Annotated in this window: 17 protein-coding genes; 11 read left to right on the top strand and 6 right to left on the bottom strand. The window is 61.2% G+C overall.

The annotated features are described in order from the left end of the window. Positions 1–24: 24 nt before the first annotated feature. The 5 genes from dapF to uvrD all read left to right on the top strand — a co-directional run bounded on the left by dapF (position 25) and on the right by uvrD (position 5,424). On the top strand, positions 25–849 hold the full coding sequence (gene dapF / locus ACTJJ6_RS13335; protein WP_004934244.1) for a diaminopimelate epimerase: 825 nt from the start codon (positions 25–27) through the stop codon (positions 847–849). Further along, the gene (locus tag ACTJJ6_RS13330) at positions 846–1,559 is read left to right on the top strand and encodes a DUF484 domain-containing protein (RefSeq protein ID WP_004934247.1); all 714 of its coding nucleotides are present in this window, start codon (positions 846–848) and stop codon (positions 1,557–1,559) included. Before dapF ends, ACTJJ6_RS13330 begins: the two co-directional genes overlap by 4 nt. Next, positions 1,556–2,467 carry a tyrosine recombinase XerC gene (gene xerC / locus ACTJJ6_RS13325; protein WP_097102996.1) on the top strand — a complete coding sequence of 304 codons (912 nt, stop codon included), beginning with the start codon at positions 1,556–1,558 and terminating at the stop codon, positions 2,465–2,467. Before ACTJJ6_RS13330 ends, xerC begins: the two co-directional genes overlap by 4 nt. Then, positions 2,467–3,183 carry a 5-amino-6-(5-phospho-D-ribitylamino)uracil phosphatase YigB gene (gene yigB, locus ACTJJ6_RS13320; RefSeq protein WP_016929494.1) on the top strand — a complete coding sequence of 239 codons (717 nt, stop codon included), beginning with the start codon at positions 2,467–2,469 and terminating at the stop codon, positions 3,181–3,183. Before xerC ends, yigB begins: the two co-directional genes overlap by 1 nt. A gap of 78 nt (positions 3,184–3,261) precedes the next feature. Beyond that, entirely contained in the window at positions 3,262–5,424 is a 2,163-nt protein-coding gene (gene uvrD / locus ACTJJ6_RS13315) for a DNA helicase II (RefSeq protein ID WP_025304874.1), read from the top strand. A 46-nt stretch (positions 5,425–5,470) separates the two neighbouring features. On the opposite strand, the gene ACTJJ6_RS13310 is transcribed toward uvrD, so the two are convergent. After that, on the bottom strand, positions 5,471–5,944 hold the full coding sequence (locus ACTJJ6_RS13310) for a WbuC family cupin fold metalloprotein (RefSeq protein WP_016929492.1): 474 nt from the start codon (positions 5,942–5,944) through the stop codon (positions 5,471–5,473). A gap of 444 nt (positions 5,945–6,388) precedes the next feature. On the opposite strand from ACTJJ6_RS13310, the gene corA reads away from it, so the two are divergent. After that, positions 6,389–7,339 (top strand): magnesium/cobalt transporter CorA, encoded by a 951-nt coding sequence (corA, locus tag ACTJJ6_RS13305; protein ID WP_004934262.1) that lies wholly within the window; start codon positions 6,389–6,391, stop codon positions 7,337–7,339. Between the two features lie 16 nt (positions 7,340–7,355). On the opposite strand, the gene rarD is transcribed toward corA, so the two are convergent. Next, a complete protein-coding gene (gene rarD, locus ACTJJ6_RS13300; RefSeq protein ID WP_016929490.1) occupies positions 7,356–8,243 on the bottom strand; it encodes an EamA family transporter RarD in 888 nt (295 codons plus the stop codon). A 66-nt stretch (positions 8,244–8,309) separates the two neighbouring features. Further along, on the bottom strand, positions 8,310–8,780 hold the full coding sequence (locus tag ACTJJ6_RS13295) for a thioesterase family protein (protein ID WP_016929489.1): 471 nt from the start codon (positions 8,778–8,780) through the stop codon (positions 8,310–8,312). A 203-nt stretch (positions 8,781–8,983) separates the two neighbouring features. Between ACTJJ6_RS13295 and pldA the strand changes: the two genes are divergently transcribed. The 3 genes from pldA to rhtC are packed head-to-tail and all read left to right on the top strand — an operon-like array spanning position 8,984 to position 12,371. After that, positions 8,984–9,862, top strand: coding sequence for a phospholipase A (pldA, locus tag ACTJJ6_RS13290; protein WP_016929488.1), 879 nt, complete (start codon positions 8,984–8,986; stop codon positions 9,860–9,862). Between the two features lie 43 nt (positions 9,863–9,905). Beyond that, complete coding sequence (gene recQ, locus ACTJJ6_RS13285) at positions 9,906–11,738, top strand: ATP-dependent DNA helicase RecQ (protein ID WP_028127631.1); 1,833 nt, start codon at positions 9,906–9,908, stop codon at positions 11,736–11,738. A gap of 12 nt (positions 11,739–11,750) precedes the next feature. Continuing rightward, on the top strand, positions 11,751–12,371 hold the full coding sequence (gene rhtC / locus ACTJJ6_RS13280; protein ID WP_016929486.1) for a threonine export protein RhtC: 621 nt from the start codon (positions 11,751–11,753) through the stop codon (positions 12,369–12,371). A gap of 47 nt (positions 12,372–12,418) precedes the next feature. On the opposite strand, the gene rhtB is transcribed toward rhtC, so the two are convergent. Beyond that, positions 12,419–13,039: a homoserine/homoserine lactone efflux protein gene (rhtB, locus tag ACTJJ6_RS13275; protein ID WP_004934282.1), complete on the bottom strand. Its 621-nt coding sequence runs from the start codon at positions 13,037–13,039 to the stop codon at positions 12,419–12,421. A 148-nt stretch (positions 13,040–13,187) separates the two neighbouring features. On the opposite strand from rhtB, the gene pldB reads away from it, so the two are divergent. Both pldB and yigL read left to right on the top strand, forming a co-directional pair. Next, the gene (pldB, locus tag ACTJJ6_RS13270) at positions 13,188–14,231 is read left to right on the top strand and encodes a lysophospholipase L2 (protein ID WP_016929485.1); all 1,044 of its coding nucleotides are present in this window, start codon (positions 13,188–13,190) and stop codon (positions 14,229–14,231) included. 4 nt (positions 14,232–14,235) lie between these two features. Next, entirely contained in the window at positions 14,236–15,033 is a 798-nt protein-coding gene (gene yigL / locus ACTJJ6_RS13265; protein WP_440804283.1) for a sugar/pyridoxal phosphate phosphatase YigL, read from the top strand. Between the two features lie 43 nt (positions 15,034–15,076). Here the strand turns inward: yigL and glpQ are convergent, their stop codons facing one another. Together glpQ and glpT are read right to left on the bottom strand one after the other, a co-directional pair. Next, on the bottom strand, positions 15,077–16,156 hold the full coding sequence (gene glpQ / locus ACTJJ6_RS13260) for a glycerophosphodiester phosphodiesterase (RefSeq protein ID WP_015376272.1): 1,080 nt from the start codon (positions 16,154–16,156) through the stop codon (positions 15,077–15,079). Between the two features lie 82 nt (positions 16,157–16,238). Next, complete coding sequence (gene glpT / locus ACTJJ6_RS13255; protein WP_004934295.1) at positions 16,239–17,594, bottom strand: glycerol-3-phosphate transporter; 1,356 nt, start codon at positions 17,592–17,594, stop codon at positions 16,239–16,241. Between the last annotated feature and the right edge of the window lie 237 nt (positions 17,595–17,831).

The following is a 17,831-nucleotide window of genomic DNA, read 5'->3' as shown; positions in this document are numbered from 1 at the left end:
CGCGTCCAGATAGCGGAGTATGATATGCAGTTCTCCAAAATGCACGGTCTGGGCAACGACTTTATGGTGGTCGATGCCGTTACACAGAATGTCTATTTTTCACCTGAGCTGATCCGCCGGCTGGCCGATCGGCACCTGGGCGTCGGCTTTGACCAGATGCTGGTGGTAGAACCGCCTTACGATCCCGAACTGGATTTTCACTACCGAATTTTTAACGCCGACGGCAGCGAAGTGGCGCAGTGCGGCAATGGCGCGCGTTGCTTCGCGCGTTTCGTGCGGCTGAAAGGGCTGACCAACAAACGTGACATCCGCGTCAGCACCCAAACCGGGCGCATGGTGCTCAGCGTCACCGACGACGATCTGGTGTGCGTCAACATGGGTGAGCCGAATTTCGACCCGCAGGCGGTGCCGTTCCGCGCCGCCAAGGCTGAAAAGACCTACATCATGCGCGCGGCGGAACATACCGTGTTGTGCGGCGTGGTGTCGATGGGCAACCCGCATTGTGTTTTGCAGGTGGACGACGTAAAAACCGCCAAGGTGGAGCTGCTCGGGCCGGTGCTGGAAGGGCATGAACGCTTTCCGGAACGGGCCAACATCGGCTTTATGCAGGTGGTCAGCCGCGATCACATCAAGCTGCGCGTTTATGAGCGCGGCGCCGGTGAAACGCAGGCCTGCGGCAGCGGCGCCTGTGCGGCGGTGGCTGTGGGGATCCAACAGGAATTGCTGTCAGAAGAAGTGCATGTAGAACTGCCGGGCGGCAGCCTGCATATTCGCTGGAAAGGGCCGGGCAACCCGCTGTTTATGACCGGTCCGGCAACCCATGTCTATGACGGATTTATTCATCTATGAAAAGCGTAGAAGAACAGAGCGTCGCCGGCCTGGCGCTGGATGACGACACCGTGATGCAGTACCTGCTGCAGAACCCGGATTTCTTTATTCGCAACGCGCGCCAGGTTGAGCAGATGCGCGTGCCGCACCCGGTGCGCGGCACCGTTTCGCTGGTGGAATGGCATCTGGCCCGCCAGCGCAATCACATCGAACGGCTGGAAGAAGAGATCACGCTGCTGATGGAGCAGGCCAGCGCTAACGAAGGGCTGTTCGCCCGGTTGCTGCACCTGCAGGCCGATTTGGCCACCGCCGACAGCTTGCAGGACATGCTCAACCGGCTGCAGCGCTGGGCGCGCGGCTTCGGTTTGGCCGGCGCCACGGTGCGCCTGTTCGCCGAGCGCTGGAATATCGGCGCGCCTTCCGATTTCACCCATCTGGCGCTGACGCGTTCGGCGTTCGAGCCGTTCCGCATCCAGCGGCTGGGCAGCGAACAACACTACCTCGGCGGCCTGAACGGCCCCGAACTGCTGCTGCTGTTGCCGCAGGCCAAACAGATCGGCCAGATTGGTTCGGTGGCGCTGTCGATGCTTGGCGACGACGGCGAGCTGGGCATGGTGATCTTCAGCAGCCGCGATACGCAACACTATCAGCAGGGCATGGGCACGGTGATGCTCAATCAACTGGCGCGCATGCTGCCGGAACTGCTGGAACGCTGGATCGAACGCGCATGACGCCGATTGCGCCCAGCCTGCAGCAGCCGGTGGACGCTTTTCTGCGTTATCTCAAGGTAGAACGGCAACTTAGCCCACTGACGCAGCTCAGCTATTCACGCCAGCTGGCGGCGCTGATGCGCATGGCGCAGGAGATCGGCGTCACCGACTGGGCGGCGCTGGACGCCGCCCGGGTGCGCATGCTGGCGGCGCGCAGCAAACGCGCCGGCCTGCAGTCCGCCAGCCTGGCGCTGCGGCTCTCTTCGTTGCGCAGTTTCCTCGACTGGCTGGTCAGCCAAGGCGTGCTGCACGCCAACCCGGCCAAAGGCATCCGCACGCCGCGCAGCGGTCGCCATCTGCCGAAAAATATCGACGTCGATGAAATGAACCAGCTGCTGGAGATCGATCTCAACGATCCGCTGGCGGTGCGGGATCGCGCCATGCTGGAGGTGATGTACGGCGCCGGCCTGCGTCTCTCCGAGCTGGTGGGGCTGGATTGCCGCCATGTCGATATGGCGGCCGGCGAGGTGTGGGTGATGGGGAAAGGCAGCAAAGAGCGTAAACTGCCGATCGGGCGCACCGCCGTCACCTGGCTGGAACACTGGCTGGCGATGCGCGATCTGTTCGGGCCGGAAGATGACGCGATGTTCCTGTCCAATCAGGGGCGGCGCATCTCGACGCGCAACGTGCAAAAGCGCTTCGCCGAATGGGGCGTGAAACAGGGCGTCAACAGCCATATTCACCCGCACAAACTGCGTCACTCCTTCGCGACCCACATGCTGGAGTCGAGCGGCGATCTGCGTGCGGTGCAGGAGCTGCTCGGCCACGCCAACCTGACCACCACGCAAATTTATACCCACCTCGACTTTCAACATCTGGCGAACGTGTACGATGCCGCGCATCCGCGCGCCAAACGGGGGAAATCCTGATGCATTTTTATCGCCCGCTGCGCCCGCTGGCGGCGCTGACTTTCGATCTGGACGACACGCTGTATGACAACCGTCCGGTGATCCGGCAAACCGAGCAGCAGTCGGTGGCCTTCCTGCAGAGCTACCATCCCGGCCTGAACAGCTTCCAGTCGGCGGATTTCCACCGCCTGCGCCAGGAGCTGCGCGAGCAGGATCCGGAGATCTACCACGACGTCACCCAGTGGCGCTGGCGCGCCATTCATCTGGCGCTGAGCCGGCAGGGGCTGCGCGACGCCGAAGCGGCGATCGGGGCCGATGCGGCGATGCAAAACTTCGCGCTGTGGCGCAGCCGCATCGAGGTGCCGGAAGCGACCCACGCCACGCTGAAGGCTCTGGCCGCGCGCTACCCGCTGGTGGCGATCACCAACGGCAACGCCGATCCGGCGCAGTGCGGCCTGGACGGCTACTTCCAGTTCGTGTTGCGTTCCGGGCCGGACGGGCGCGCCAAGCCATACCAAGACATGTATCACCTGGCCGTCGAACGGCTGGGCGTGGCGCCCGAGCAGATCCTGCACGTGGGCGACGATCTGACTACCGACGTCGCCGGCGCGCTGCGCGCGGGGCTGCAGGCCTGTTGGATCAACGATCGGCAACGCTGCCTGATGCAGGCCGCCGACAGCCGCCTGCTGCCGCATATTGAGATTTCGCAGTTGGCATCGCTGACAGCATTGTTATAATCCCTGCCAGAACTCTGTATAAATTTCCAGTGAAAAACCCGTCACCGGCGGGTTTTCCCTTAACCATTAGTGGTGCCTATGGACGTCTCCGATCTGCTCGACAGCCTGAATGAAAAACAACGTGAAGCCGTGGCGGCGCCGCGCAGCAACCTGTTGGTTCTGGCCGGAGCGGGCAGCGGCAAGACGCGGGTGCTGGTGCATCGCATCGCCTGGCTGCTGTCGGTGGAGAACTGCTCGCCGTATTCGATCATGGCGGTGACCTTCACCAACAAGGCGGCGGCGGAAATGCGTCACCGTATCGAACATCTGATCGGCACCAGCCAGGGCGGCATGTGGATCGGCACTTTCCACGGTCTGGCGCACCGCCTGCTGCGCGCTCATCATCTGGAAGCCAACCTGCCGCAGGATTTCCAGATCCTCGACAGCGACGACCAGCTGCGGCTGCTCAAGCGCATCATCAAGGCGCTGAACGTCGACGAGAAGCAGTGGCCGCCGCGTCAGGCGATGTGGTACATCAACGGCAAGAAAGATGAGGGCCTGCGCCCGCAGCACGTCGAAACCTACAACAACCCGGTGGAGGCCACCTGGCTGCGCATCTACCAGGCCTATCAGGAAGCCTGCGATCGCGCGGGGCTGGTGGATTTCGCCGAGCTGCTGCTGCGCGCGCACGAGCTGTGGCTGAACAAGCCGCATATCCTCAACCACTACCGCGAGCGTTTCACCAACGTGCTGGTGGACGAATTCCAGGATACCAACAGCATCCAGTACGCCTGGATCCGTCTGCTGGCGGGCGGCAACAGCAACGTGATGATCGTCGGCGACGATGACCAGTCGATCTACGGCTGGCGCGGCGCGCAGGTGGAAAACATCCAGCGCTTCCTGAAGGATTTCCCCGGCGCGGAAACCATCCGCCTGGAGCAGAACTACCGTTCCACCAGCAACATCCTGAAAGCGGCCAACACCCTGATCGCCAACAACGACGGGCGCATGGGCAAAAACCTGTGGACCGAAGGCGGCGAAGGCGAGCCGATTTCCCTCTACTGCGCCTTCAACGAACTCGACGAAGCGCGCTTCGTGGTCAACCGCATCAAGACCTGGCAAGACAACGGCGGCGCGCTGAACGACTGCGCCATCTTGTACCGCAGCAACGCCCAGTCGCGCGTGCTGGAAGAGGCGCTGCTGCAGACGGCGATGCCGTACCGCATCTACGGCGGCCAACGCTTCTTCGAACGTCAGGAAATCAAGGATGCGCTGGCTTACCTGCGCCTGATCTCCAACCGCAACGACGACGCGGCCTTCGAGCGCGTGGTCAACACCCCGACGCGCGGCATCGGCGACCGCACCCTCGACGTGGTGCGCCAGGCGGCGCGCGATCGCCAACTGACGTTGTGGCAGGCGACGCGCGAACTGATGCAGGACAAGGTTCTGGCCGGCCGCGCCGCGTCGGCGCTGCAGCGCTTCATCGAGCTGGTGGAGTCGCTGGCTCATGAAACCGCCGATATGCCGCTGCACGTGCAGACCGACCGGGTGATCCGCGATTCCGGGTTGTTCATCATGTATGAGCAGGAAAAGGGCGAAAAGGGGCAGGCGCGTATCGAAAACCTTGAGGAACTGGTGACGGCGACGCGCCAGTTCAGCTATCAGGAAGAAGATCAGGATCTGATGCCGCTGCAGGCGTTCCTGTCGCATGCGGCGCTGGAAGCGGGCGAAGGCCAGGCCGACGCCTATCAGGATGCGGTGCAGCTGATGACCCTGCACTCGGCCAAAGGGCTGGAGTTCCCGCTGGTGTTTATCGTCGGCATGGAAGAAGGCATGTTCCCGAGCCAGATGTCGCTGGATGAAGGCGGCCGTCTGGAGGAGGAGCGCCGTCTGGCCTATGTGGGCGTAACGCGCGCCATGCAGAAGCTGACGCTGACCTACGCCGAAACGCGCCGTCTGTACGGCAAAGAGGTTTACCATCGGCCGTCGCGCTTTATCGGCGAACTGCCGGAGGAGTGCGTGGAAGAAGTGCGCCTGCGCGCCAGCGTATCGCGGCCGGTCAATCACCGCCGCATGGGCACGCCGATCAGCGAGAACGACACCGGATACAAGCTGGGTCAGCGCGTGCGCCATCCCAAGTTTGGCGAAGGCACCATCGTCAATCTGGAAGGCAGCGGCGAGCACAGCCGGCTGCAGATCGCCTTCCCGGGCGAAGGCATCAAGTGGCTGGTGGCGGCCTACGCTCGGCTGGAAACGGTATAAGAGAGGGGCGATTTGCAGGAGTTTAAGCCCCTGCAATCGTTCATCATCAGTGAGGGTAGCGATCGCCGACCTGCGCGGTGGCATACCAGCGCATCACCGCTTCGGTGCCTTCGCCGCCTTCCTGCGGCGCCCACGGCATGCAGTCTTCTTCGGTCAGCGCCTGATACGGACCCCGCTTCACTTCGAACACCACGCCGCCGGCATCGACCGACAGCACCGCATGCCAGGTAAATGCCGGCATCTCCAGCACTTTGGTTTCTTCGCCGAGCAGGGTGCGCTGCGTCACGACGCCGTCATCGTTGAACTGCAGCACGACAAAACGGCCGCGCAGCGGCGTCAGCAGCTCCCAGGTTTGCGGGTGGCGGTGCGGGCGGATATAGGTGCCGGGTTCCATGGCGATCGCCAGGCGTTGCACCGGGTCGCTCAGCTCTTCGTGTAAGGTGCGGTGCGCGCGCAGGCGGGGCACGCTGGCGGCCTGTTCGCTCATCGCGGTCAGTTCATGGGCGGTAATCTGTTTCATCGTTTAAATCCGCATGCTTGTCGTACCATTAGGGTGATGTCATCTTAGCAACATTCTTGGTGGCGGTAAGCGATCGCCGCGACTTTTTCAGTACGGTTTAAGCGCCATTTCTGCCATTGATCATCGTGATGATTTGTTGCGCAATTATCCCGCCTAACGTGTTGACAGGCTTTTTCTTCTCGGCGTAACATGCGCGCACTATTATCATTGAGGACAGACGCCTTGGACACACCCAGTAGATACTGGCTCACTGACCTGCGCCGCAGGTATAACTTCTAAGGCTCTCCGTTTTTGCTGATAGCCTTCGTGGTTGTCGGCGACCCCGCAAAGCGTCGCTATGAGTCAGATCTCTTCATGGTCTGAAACAATCGGTGATACGCATCCCCTCTGTTTCTGTGCTTCAACGCGTTGTCCGCACCCGTTACCTTCACGGAGTTTTGGCACATGCTGAGCGCTTTTAAATTAGATAACCGCCGCTTGTCCCGTCTGGAACTGGACGACTCGGATGATCTCACGTCATCGCTGTGGGTTGATCTGGTCGAGCCGGAAGAGGGCGAGCGTGAGCGCGTGCAGAATGAGCTGGGACAAAGCCTGGCGACGCGTCCCGAACTGGACGACATCGAAGCCTCCGCCCGTTTCTTCGAAGACGAAGACGGTCTGCATATCCACTCCTTCTTCTACTTCGAAGATGCGGAAGATCACGCCGGCAACTCCACGGTGGCCTTCACCATCCGCGACGGCCGCCTGTATACCCTGCGTGAGCGTGAACTGCCGGCGTTTCGCCTGTACCGCATGCGCGCCCGCAACCAGACCATGCTCGAAGGCAACGCCTACGAACTGCTGCTGGATTTGTTCGAAACCAAGATTGAACAGCTGGCGGACGAGATAGAGAACATCTACAGCGATCTGGAACAGCTCAGCCGGGTGATCATGGAAGGGCATCAGGGCGACGAATACGACGCCGCGCTGTCGACGCTGGCGGAGCTGGAAGATATCGGCTGGAAGGTGCGTTTGTGTCTGATGGATACCCAGCGCGCGCTCAACTTCCTGGTGCGCAAGGCGCGTTTGCCGACCGGCCAACTGGAGCAGGCGCGTGAAGTGCTGCGCGACATCGAATCCCTGCTGCCGCACAACGAATCGCTGTTCCAGAAGGTGAACTTCCTGATGCAGGCGGCGATGGGCTTCATCAATATCGAACAGAACCGCATCATCAAGATCTTCTCGGTGGTGTCGGTGGTGTTCCTGCCGCCTACGCTGGTGGCCTCCAGCTACGGCATGAACTTTGAATTCATGCCGGAACTGAAATGGTCGTTCGGCTACCCGGGCGCCATCACCTTGATGATCCTGGCGGGCCTGGCCCCTTACCTGTACTTCAAGCGCAAGAACTGGCTGTAACCCGGCGGCGCCGGGCTCAGCGCAGCTTGCGCTGGGTATAGAGCGCGTCGAGGGTGAACAGGATCAGCGCCGCCCAGATAAAGCCGAAGGTCACCAGCTTGTCCTGGCCGATGGTCTCGCCGTAGAAGGTGACCGCCAGCAGGAACATCAGCGTCGGGCCGAGATACTGGAAGAAACCGAGCGTCGACAGGCGCAGCCGGGTAGCCGCCGCGGTGAAGCACAGCAGCGGCACGGTGGTGACGATGCCGGCGGCGACCAGCAGCAGATTCAGCGACCACGGGTTGGCGCTCAGGTGGCTGGTGGGGCTGTCGGCGAACAGGAACAGGTAGCCCGCCGCCACCGGCAGCAGCCACAGCGTTTCAATCAGCATGCCGGTCTGCGCGTCGATGGCGATTTTTTTGCGCAGCAGGCCGTAGAAGGCGAAGCTGAACGCCAACCCCAGACCGATGATCGGCAACGAACCGAACTGCCAGAGCTGCACCAGCACCCCGGTGAACGCCAGCGCCACCGCCACCCACTGCATGCGGCGGAAACGTTCGCCGAGAAACAGCATCCCCAGCAGCACGTTAACCAGCGGGTTGATGAAGTAGCCCAGGCTGGCTTCCAGCATATGGTGATTGTTCACCGCCCAGATGAACAGCAGCCAGTTGCCGCCGATCAACAGCGCGGTGACCGCCAGCAACAGCAGCCGTTTGCGGTTTTGGCAGGCGGCGCGCACTTTCGGCCAGTTGCGGCCCAGCGAGATCAGCGCCAGCATGAAGAAAAACGACCAGATGATCCGGTGGGTGAGGATCTCGTCCGCGGACACTTGCTGGATCAGTTTGAAATAGGCCGGGGCGATGCCCCACATAAAATAGGCGGCCAGGGCGAAGAAAATGCCCTGACGCGTTTGCTTTGCGTCCATGACGTCACTCTGGTGGGGAACGTAAGATGCGGTGAGTGTACTGAAGTCGCTCACCGCACACAATCATCAGCCGACCAGATAGGTGGCGGTGGCGGTCGCGATATGCAGGCCGTCGTGGTTATGCAGTTCTACGCGCGCGACGGCGACCTTGTTGCCGCTGCGCAGCACGCTGGCGGAGGCGACGAAGTGTTCGCCGCGGCCGGGGCGCAGATAGTCGACGCGCAGATCGATGGTGCCCATGCGCGACAGTTTGGCGGCGATCTCTTCTTCGATCAGCGGTTCCAGGCGCGTCAGCACGCCGCCGGCGCAAGCCAGCCCGGCGGCGACGTCCAGCACCGCGGCGATCACGCCGCCGTGCAGAATTTCCTGTGCGGCGTTGCCCACCAGCTTGCGCTGGTTGGTGAAGCTCAGTTCGACGTAGTCATCGTCGAAGCGGCGCAGCTCCAGGCCAAGCTCGCGGTTGAACGGCATGTGGTAGACAAAAATTTCGCCGATCTTGCGGCGGGCGGCTTCCAGGGTCAGTGGTGTGGTCGACATAGCGGGTTTCCGTTTTTCTTTTGCGTTTTAAGGGAGCTAACTGGTCAGTCCAGGTTAATGGAATGTTGATTTTATGCTTAACCTTTGTTGCTTTCCAGACTATTCCAATAAAACCGGACCGCGCTGCGGTAAAGCCTCCTTTGTGTGTAAAATGGCCTGATTTTTTCCGGGCTTGCCCTTTTTCGTTGGAGTGAGGAGAGGTTATGCGCATTTTGTCAGGGATCGTTTCCGCCACGCTGCTGATGCCGGCGCTGGCATTGGCTGAGGAAGCCAAAGAGCAGCAGATTCACGATAGGCCGGCGGTGCGCGGCAGCATTATCGCCAACCTGCTGCAGGAGCACGATAATCCGTTCACGCTGTATCCTTACGATCCCAATTACCTGTTGTACACCGACACCAGCGATATCAACAAAGAAGCCATCAAGACGTACAACTGGGCCGACAAGGCGCGCAAGGACGAGGTGAAATACCAGCTTAGCCTGGCATTTCCGCTGTGGCGGGGCATTGCCGGCGACAATTCGGTGCTCGGCGCGTCTTATACTCAGCGCTCCTGGTGGCAATTGTCCAACCGCGGCGAGTCTTCGCCGTTCCGCGAGACCAACTACGAGCCGCAACTGTTCGTGGGGTGGGCGACCGATTACCGCTTTGCCGGTTGGACGCTGCGCGATGTTGAAATCGGCGTTAACCATCAGTCTAACGGCCGCTCGGATCCGACGTCGCGCAGCTGGAATCGCGGTTATGCGCGACTGATGGCGCAAAACGGCAATTGGCAGGTGGATCTCAAGCCCTGGTTCCGTTTCTCGGAGAGCTCGAGCAACGACGACAACCCGGACATCACCAAATACATGGGATACTACCGGTTGAAGGTCGGTTACGCCTGGGGCGACAGCGTGTTCAGCGTCGACAGCCACTACAACTGGAACAGCGGCTACGGCGGCGCGGAACTGGGCTGGAGCTACCCGATCACCCGCAACGTGCGATTCTATACCCAGGTGTTCAGCGGCTACGGCGAATCGCTGATCGACTACAACTTCCGGCAGACACGGGTGGGCGTTGGTGTCATGCTGAACGATATTATGTAATCATACCCGGTGGGTGTGTACCGATGAAAAAATGGGGAAGTGTGTGTCAACCGCAGCAGTGATTAACAGAGAGTTGCTGGCCGAGCAGGTATTGCGCGATACCTTCGGCTACCAGCAATTCCGTCCGGGCCAACAAACGATTATCAATGCCGCGATCGGCGGGCAGGATTGCCTGGTGGTGATGCCGACCGGCGGCGGCAAGTCGTTGTGCTACCAAATCCCGGCGCTGGTGATGGACGGCCTGACCCTGGTGGTTTCCCCGCTTATCTCGCTGATGAAGGACCAGGTCGACCAACTGTTGGCCTACGGCGTTTCCGCCGCCTGCTACAACTCGACGCAAACCCGCGAGGAGCAGTTGGATGTCATGGCCGGCTGCCGCAACGGCACCATCAAGATGCTGTACATTGCGCCGGAACGGCTGATGATGGAAAGCTTCCTCAACCTGCTCGATCACTGCCCGCCGGCGATGCTGGCGGTGGATGAGGCGCACTGCATCTCGCAGTGGGGCCATGACTTCCGGCCGGAATATCGCGCGCTGGGCCAGCTGAAACAGCGCTTCCCGGCGATGCCGGTGATCGCGTTGACCGCCACCGCCGACGAAGCCACGCGCGGCGATATCGTGCGCCTGCTGTCGCTGCAGGATCCGCTGGTGCAGGTCAGCAGCTTCGACCGGCCGAACATCCGCTACACGCTGGTGGAAAAATTCAAACCGCTCGATCAGCTGTGGCGCTTCGTGCAGGATCAGCGCGGCAAGAGCGGCATTATCTATTGCAACAGCCGCGCCAAGGTGGAAGACACCGCCGCGCGCCTTCAAAGCCGCGGGCTGAGCGTCGGCGCCTACCACGCCGGGCTGGACAACGAGCGCCGCGCCCAGGTGCAGGAAGCGTTCCAGCGTGACGATCTGCAGGTGGTGGTGGCCACCGTCGCCTTCGGCATGGGCATCAACAAACCCAACGTGCGCTTCGTGGTGCATTTCGACATCCCGCGCAATATCGAATCCTATTATCAGGAGACCGGCCGCGCCGGGCGCGACGGCCTGCCGGCCGAAGCCATCCTGCTGTACGATCCGGCCGACATGGCCTGGCTGCGCCGCTGTCTGGAGGAAAAACCCGCCGGGCAACAGCTGGACATCGAGCGCCACAAGCTGAACGCCATGGGGGCGTTCGCCGAGGCGCAAACCTGCCGCCGCCTGGTGTTGCTCAACTACTTCGGCGAAGGCAAACACGAGAACTGCGGCAACTGCGATATCTGCCTCGATCCGCCCAAGCGCTATGACGGGCTGGAGGACGCGCGCAAGGCGCTGTCCTGCGTGTACCGCGTCGGCCAGCGCTTTGGCCTCGGGTACATCGTGGAAGTGCTGCGCGGCTCCAACAACCAGCGCATTCGCGAATACGGTCACGACAAGCTGCCGGTGTACGGCATCGGCCGCGATCAGACCACCGAACACTGGACCAGCGTGCTGCGTCAGCTGATCCACCTGGGCTTTATCACCCAGAACATCGCCATGCACTCAGCGCTGCAATTGACCGAGGCGGCGCGTCCGGTGTTGCGCGGCGAGGTGGCGCTGCAGCTGGCGGTGCCGCGTATTCAGAGCCTGAAGTCGCGCAGCAGCGCCAACCAGAAATCCTACGGCGGCAATTACGATCGCAAGCTGTTCGCCAAGCTGCGCAAACTGCGCAAATCGATCGCCGACGAAGAAAACATTCCGCCTTACGTGGTGTTCAACGACGCCACGCTGCTGGAAATGGCCGAACAGATGCCGATCAAGGCCGGCGATCTGCTGAGCGTCAACGGCGTCGGCCAGCGCAAACTGGAGCGTTTCGGCGCGCCCTTTATGGCGATGATCCGCGACCATCTCGACAATGACGAAGACTGAGGGCGATATATCATGCTGATGCTGTTTCTCACCGTGGCGCTGGTGCATCTGATTGCGCTGATGAGCCCGGGGCCGGACTTCTTTTTCGTGTCGCAAACCGCCGCCAGCCGCTCGCGCCGCGAGGCGATGATGGGCGTGGTCGGCATTTCGCTCGGCATCGTGGTATGGGCCGGCGTGGCGTTGATGGGGCTGCATCTGATCCTGCAGAAGATGGCCTGGTTGCATCAGATCATCATGGTTGGCGGCGGCATTTACCTGTGCTGGATGGGGTGGCAACTGCTGCGTTCCGCGCGGGCGCAGCAAGCGCAGCCGGCGGCGGAGGCCCAGGTGGCGTTGCCGAAGGCCGGGCGCAGCTTTATTCGCGGCTTCCTGACCAATTTGTCCAACCCGAAAGCGGTGATCTATTTCGGCAGCGTGTTCTCGCTGTTCGTCGGCGACAGCGTCGGCGCCGGAGCGCGCTGGGGGCTGTTCTTGCTGATTGTCGCCGAGACCTTCGTCTGGTTCAGCCTGGTGGCGGTGGTGTTTGCGCTGCCGGCGATGCGCCGCGGCTATCAGCGGTTGGCCAAGTGGATAGACGGGGTGGCGGGCGTGCTGTTTACCGGCTTCGGGTTACATCTGATATTTACCCGCTAACCACAGTGAAATGCCCAAGGCCGAGCAGCGATGCCCGGCCTTTTTTGTCAGGCTTTGCGGGCGGTCGCCAGCAGCCCCGCCACCAGAATGAACAGCGAACCGAACAGTCGGTTGAGCAGCTGCATCTGGCGCGGCGTTCTCAGCCAGCCGGCGATGCGCGTCGCCAGGGTGGCGTAACCGATCATCACCAGAATATCCACCACCACGGTGGTGACGCCGAGCACCAGATACTGCTCAGCCTGGGGCTGATTGGGCAAGATGAACTGCGGGAACAGTGCGGCGAGGAACACGATGCTTTTCGGGTTGGTCAGGTTGACCAGCACCGCGCGGCGGAACAGACGGCGGCGCGGCATGCTGCCCGCCAGCGCATGCAGATCCAGCGCCCCGGCGGCGCGCCATTGCTGGATGCCGAGCCACACCAGGTAGGCGGCGCCCAGCCATTTCAGCAGCTCGAACGCCAGCAGCGATTGCGATATCAGCGCGCCGAGGCCGATGCCCACCAGCACGATGTGCGCGCTCAACCCGACCTGCAGCCCGGCGATCGACGCGGCGGCGCCGCGATAGCCGTGGCTGATGCCGGTGCTCATGGTATTGATGGCGCCTGAACCGGGGGAGAGGCTCAGGATAAGCGTGGTCAGCAGATAGGTTAACCACCAGTCCAAGGTCATGGTGCTTCGGCTCCCTGAAAGTGTCGTTTTGTGCCACAATGCGCCGAGGCGGCGCCGTTTTTGTAAGAATTGAATCACAATACGCTAGTATGATTTCTTGTGCCAGCGGTCACATTTTTCCGCCGGCCCCACAGGGAAAACGCTCTCGATGACCTCGTTCACTCTCAGCTCCGATGACTGGTTAACGCGTGAAACGCAGTTCGCTGCCTTCGCCACCGGGCCGCTGCTGGATTTCTGGCGGCAGCGCGAAGAAGGCGAATTCAGCGGCGTGGACGGCGTGCCGATCCGCTTTGTGCGCTTCAGTTCCGCGCGGCATCAGCGCGTGGTGGTGGTCAGCCCCGGCCGCATCGAAAGCTATGTGAAATACCCCGAGGTGGCCTACGATCTGTTCCACTGCGGCTACGACGTGGTGATCGTCGATCATCGCGGCCAGGGGCGTTCCGGGCGTTTACTGGCGGATACGCACCGCGGTCATGTGGTAAACTTCGCCGACTACGTGGACGATTTCGAGCAGCTGTGGCTGCGCGAGGTCGAATCGCGCGGTTATCGGCAGCGCTTCGCGCTGGCGCATTCGATGGGCGGCGCGATCCTGGCGCAGTTCCTGCAGCGCCGGCCGCAGGCGTTCGACGCGGCGGCGTTTTGCGCGCCGATGTTCGGCATCCGGTTGCCGATGCCGGGTTGGCTGGCCGATCGCATTCTCGACTGGGCGGAGATCCGCCCGGCGATCCGCGATTATTACGCGGTGGGCACCGGCCAGTGGCGTCCGTTGCCCTATGTGGTCAACGTGTTGACCCATAGCCGCGAGCGTTACCGGCGCAGCCTGCGCTATTATGCCGATTACCCCGAGCTGCAGGTGGGCGGGCCGACCTACCATTGGGTGCGGGAGAGCATCCGCGCCGGCCGGCAGATTATCGCGCAGGCCGGGGAGATCACCACGCCGCTGTTGCTTTTGCAGGCCGGTGAAGAACGGGTAGTTGACAACCGTTCGCACCAGGCTTTTTGTCAGGCTCTGTCAGACGCGGGGCGCCCTTGCGAAGGGGGGCTCCCGTGGGTTATCAACGGTGCACGCCATGAGATCCTGTTCGAGCGGGACGCGCTGCGCGCCGAAGCACTGAACGCAATTCTGCGCTTCTTTGCTCAACACTTAGGCGGCGCGCTGCCGCCGACAACTCCATCAGAGGTTAGAACATAACGCTATGTATCACGTCGTCGCTTCCGATTTAGATGGCACGCTGCTGTCTCCCGACCATACCCTGTCGCCGTACGCTAAAGAAACGCTGAAGTTGCTGACTCAGCGCGGCGTGCATTTCGTGTTCGCTACCGGCCGCCACCATATCGACGTGGCGCAGATCCGCGACAGCCTGGAGATCAGCGCCTTTATGATCACTTCCAACGGCGCACGGGTGCACAACACCGCCGGCGAACTGATTTTCAGCCACAACCTGGACGGAGATATCGCCCGCGATCTGTACGGCATGCTGCACGACGATCCGGATATCACCACCAACGTCTACCGTAACGACGATTGGTTTACCAACCGCGAAAGCCCGGAGCAGGAAGAATTCTTCCAGGAGTCGGTGTTCAAATATCAGCTGTTTGAGCCGGGCCTGCTGGAAACCGACGGCGTCTGCAAGGTTTACTTCACCTGTGAAGATCACGAGCGGTTGCTGCAGGTGGAAGACGCCATCAACGCGCGCTGGGGCGATCGGGTCAACGTCAGCTTCTCGTTCTCGACCTGCCTGGAAGTAATGGCGGGCGGCGTGTCGAAAGGGCATGCGCTGGAAGAAGTGGCCAAGATCATCGGCTATACGCTGCAAGAGTGCATCGCCTTCGGCGACGGCATGAACGATCTGGAGATGTTGTCGATGGCCGGCAAGGGCTGCATCATGCGCGACGCGCATCAGCGCCTGAAGGACATGCTGCCGGAGCTGGAAGTGATCGGCTCCAACGTCGATAACGCGGTGCCGCACTACCTGCGCAAGATGTTCCTCTGAAATAACCTTTAAATAATAAGGGCGCCTTGCGGCGCCCTTGGCATTACTTGTGCTGGCCCTGCTTCTGCAGGAACTGCACGCCCTTGTCCGGGAAGTCGGTGAACACGCCGTCGACGCCGGCCTGGTTGTAAATCACGTCATACAGCTGGTTTACGTCGGTCACATACTTCGGCAGCGCATCGGCGCGGATGGTGAACGGATGCACCGCCAGCTTGCTGGCGTGCGCTTCTTTCACCATGTCGGTCAGCACGATGTGGCCCGGCTTGGATTGATCCGCCACCACCAGCATGTGGTAGTCCGGCCCGATGCCGTCGGCATACTGAGCGATTTTCTTCATCGCGCCCGGTTTGAACATCCAGTCGTAGTCGTATTCCACCCACTTGCCGTCGGCTTTCTGCTCGTAGGTTTCCTGCCAGTCGTTATAGGCGATCAGCTGCACCAGCTTCAGATCCATGCCCAGCTTCGGTTCCAGCTCGTTCTTGATGCGTTTGAGCTCGTTGGCGTCGAAGCACTGCAGGTAGACGTTGTCGTTCTTGCCGGTGTAGCCGTACTGCTTGAGCACCGCCAGCACTTTGCTGGAGATGTCTTTGCCTTCCTGTTTGTGGAACCACGGCGCCTTGATTTCAGGGTAGATGCCGATGTTCTTGCCGGTCGAATGGTTCAGACCCTGCACGAACTCGATCTCTTCCTGGAAGGTGTGCACGCGGAAGTCGGATTTGCCCATCGGGAAGCGGCCAGGGTAGCCCTGCACTTTCTTGCCGTTTTCGATTTCAAAGCCTTCGGTGAACTTCAGCGATTTGATCTCCGCCAGCGTAAAATCGATGGCGTAATAACGGCCGTCTTTGCGCGCGCGGTCCGGGAAGCGTTCGGCGACGTCGGTGACGCGATCGAGGTAATGGTCGTGCAGCACCACCAGCTCGTTGTCTTTGGTCATCACCAGATCTTGTTCGAGGTAATCGGCGCCTTGCGCGTAGGCCATCGCCTTCGCCGGCAGAGTGTGTTCCGGCAGGTAGCCGCTGGCGCCGCGGTGGGCGATCACCACTTTGTCCGCCGCCTGCGCGGCGCTGACCATTGAGGTGGCGAGAATGATCCCTGTCAGCAGGGCTTTGACTTGAGTCCGCATTCCGTTTTCTCCATGTTGTTGGGGGCAGGGTAGTAAAAAGGCCGCAGGGCGGCCTTTAAATCATGCAAAAGTCGTGTGACGCTTAGCCGCGTTTGCCGGCTGCGATTTCCGCGTGGTGTTTCTTTTCGTTCAGCATGGTCAGCAGCAGCAGGATAACCGCCAGCACGCCGCCGCCGATCATCACCATGAAGCCGCCGTCCCAACCGAAGAAGTCTACGGTGTAGCCGACGATGGCACTGGCCGCGACCGAGCCGCCCAGGTAGCCGAACAGGCCGGTGAAGCCCGCGGCGGTGCCGGCGGCTTTCTTCGGCGCCAGCTCCAGCGCGTGCAGGCCGATCAGCATCACCGGGCCGTAGATCAGGAAGCCGATGACCAGCATACAGATCATGTCTACGGTCGGGTTACCGGCCGGGTTCATCCAGAACACCACGGTGGCGATGGTCACCAGCGTCATGAAGAATACGCCGGTGGCGCCGCGGTTGCCTTTGAACACTTTGTCCGACATCCAGCCGCACAGCAGGGTGCCCGGGATACCGGCGTATTCGTACAGGAAGTAAGCCCAGGAAGACTTGTCCAGCGCGAAGTGCTTCACTTCTTTCAGGTAAGTCGGCGACCAGTCCAGAATGCCGTAACGCAGCAGGTAGACGAACACGTTGGCGACCGCGATGTACCACAGCAGCTTGTTCGGCAGGATGTACTGCATGAAGATCTGCTTGGCGGTCAGCTCTTCTTCGTCTTTTTCGCTGTAGTCGTCCGGGTAGTCGTTTTTGTACTCTTCAATCGGCGGCAGGCCGCAGGATTGCGGGGTGTCGCGCATCAGGGCGAAGGCGATCAGAGCCACCAGGATGGCGCCGAAGGCCGGCATGTACAGCGCCGCGTGCCAGTCGTTGAACCAGGCCATGCCCAGCAGGAACAGCAGCGGCGGCAGGCCGCCACCCACGTTGTGGGCGCAGTTCCAGATGGAAACGATGCCGCCGCGTTCTTTCTGCGACCACCAGTGCACCATGGTGCGGCCGCACGGCGGCCAACCCATGCCCTGGAACCAGCCGCACAGGAACAGCAGGACGAACATGATGGCGATGCTGGAGGTGGCCCACGGCACGAAGCCCATGAACAACATCACCGCCGCCGCCAGGATCAGGCCGGCAGGCAGGAACACTCGCGGGTTGGAACGGTCGGAGACCGAACCCATGATGAATTTGGAGAAGCCGTAGGCGATGGAGATGCCCGACAGCGCGAAGCCGAGGTCGCCGCGGCTGAAGCCTTGTTCGATCAGGTAAGGCATGGCCAGGGTGAAGTTCTTACGCACCAGATAGTAAGCGGCGTAACCGAAGAAGATCCCCAGGAAAATTTGCCAGCGCAGCTTACGGTAGAGCGGGTCTACCTTATCGCTCGGCACACGGGCGATGTGTGCGGCCGGCTTAAAAATACTCAACATGAGCGCCTCCGATGGCTTTATCTGTTATCACATCAATATGACCTTTTACGTTCATTTGATGATTGAGCGGATATCGAATGTGGTGTTTTTGTGTTCCATAACGAGCGCCATTGTCATCAAATACGCCTGGTGTCGCTGTGACGAATGGCGCAATTGTTACACTTTCATGAAACCACGGCGGATTTTGAGCGATTCGTTAACGTTATGAAATAGAAAAACGTCCAAAAATCGTGATTA

Origin of the sequence: Serratia sp. 22278, from assembly GCF_052045405.1 — a bacterium.
GTDB lineage: Bacteria > Pseudomonadota > Gammaproteobacteria > Enterobacterales > Enterobacteriaceae > Serratia > Serratia marcescens.
This window is presented reverse-complemented; position numbering and strand designations above follow the sequence as displayed.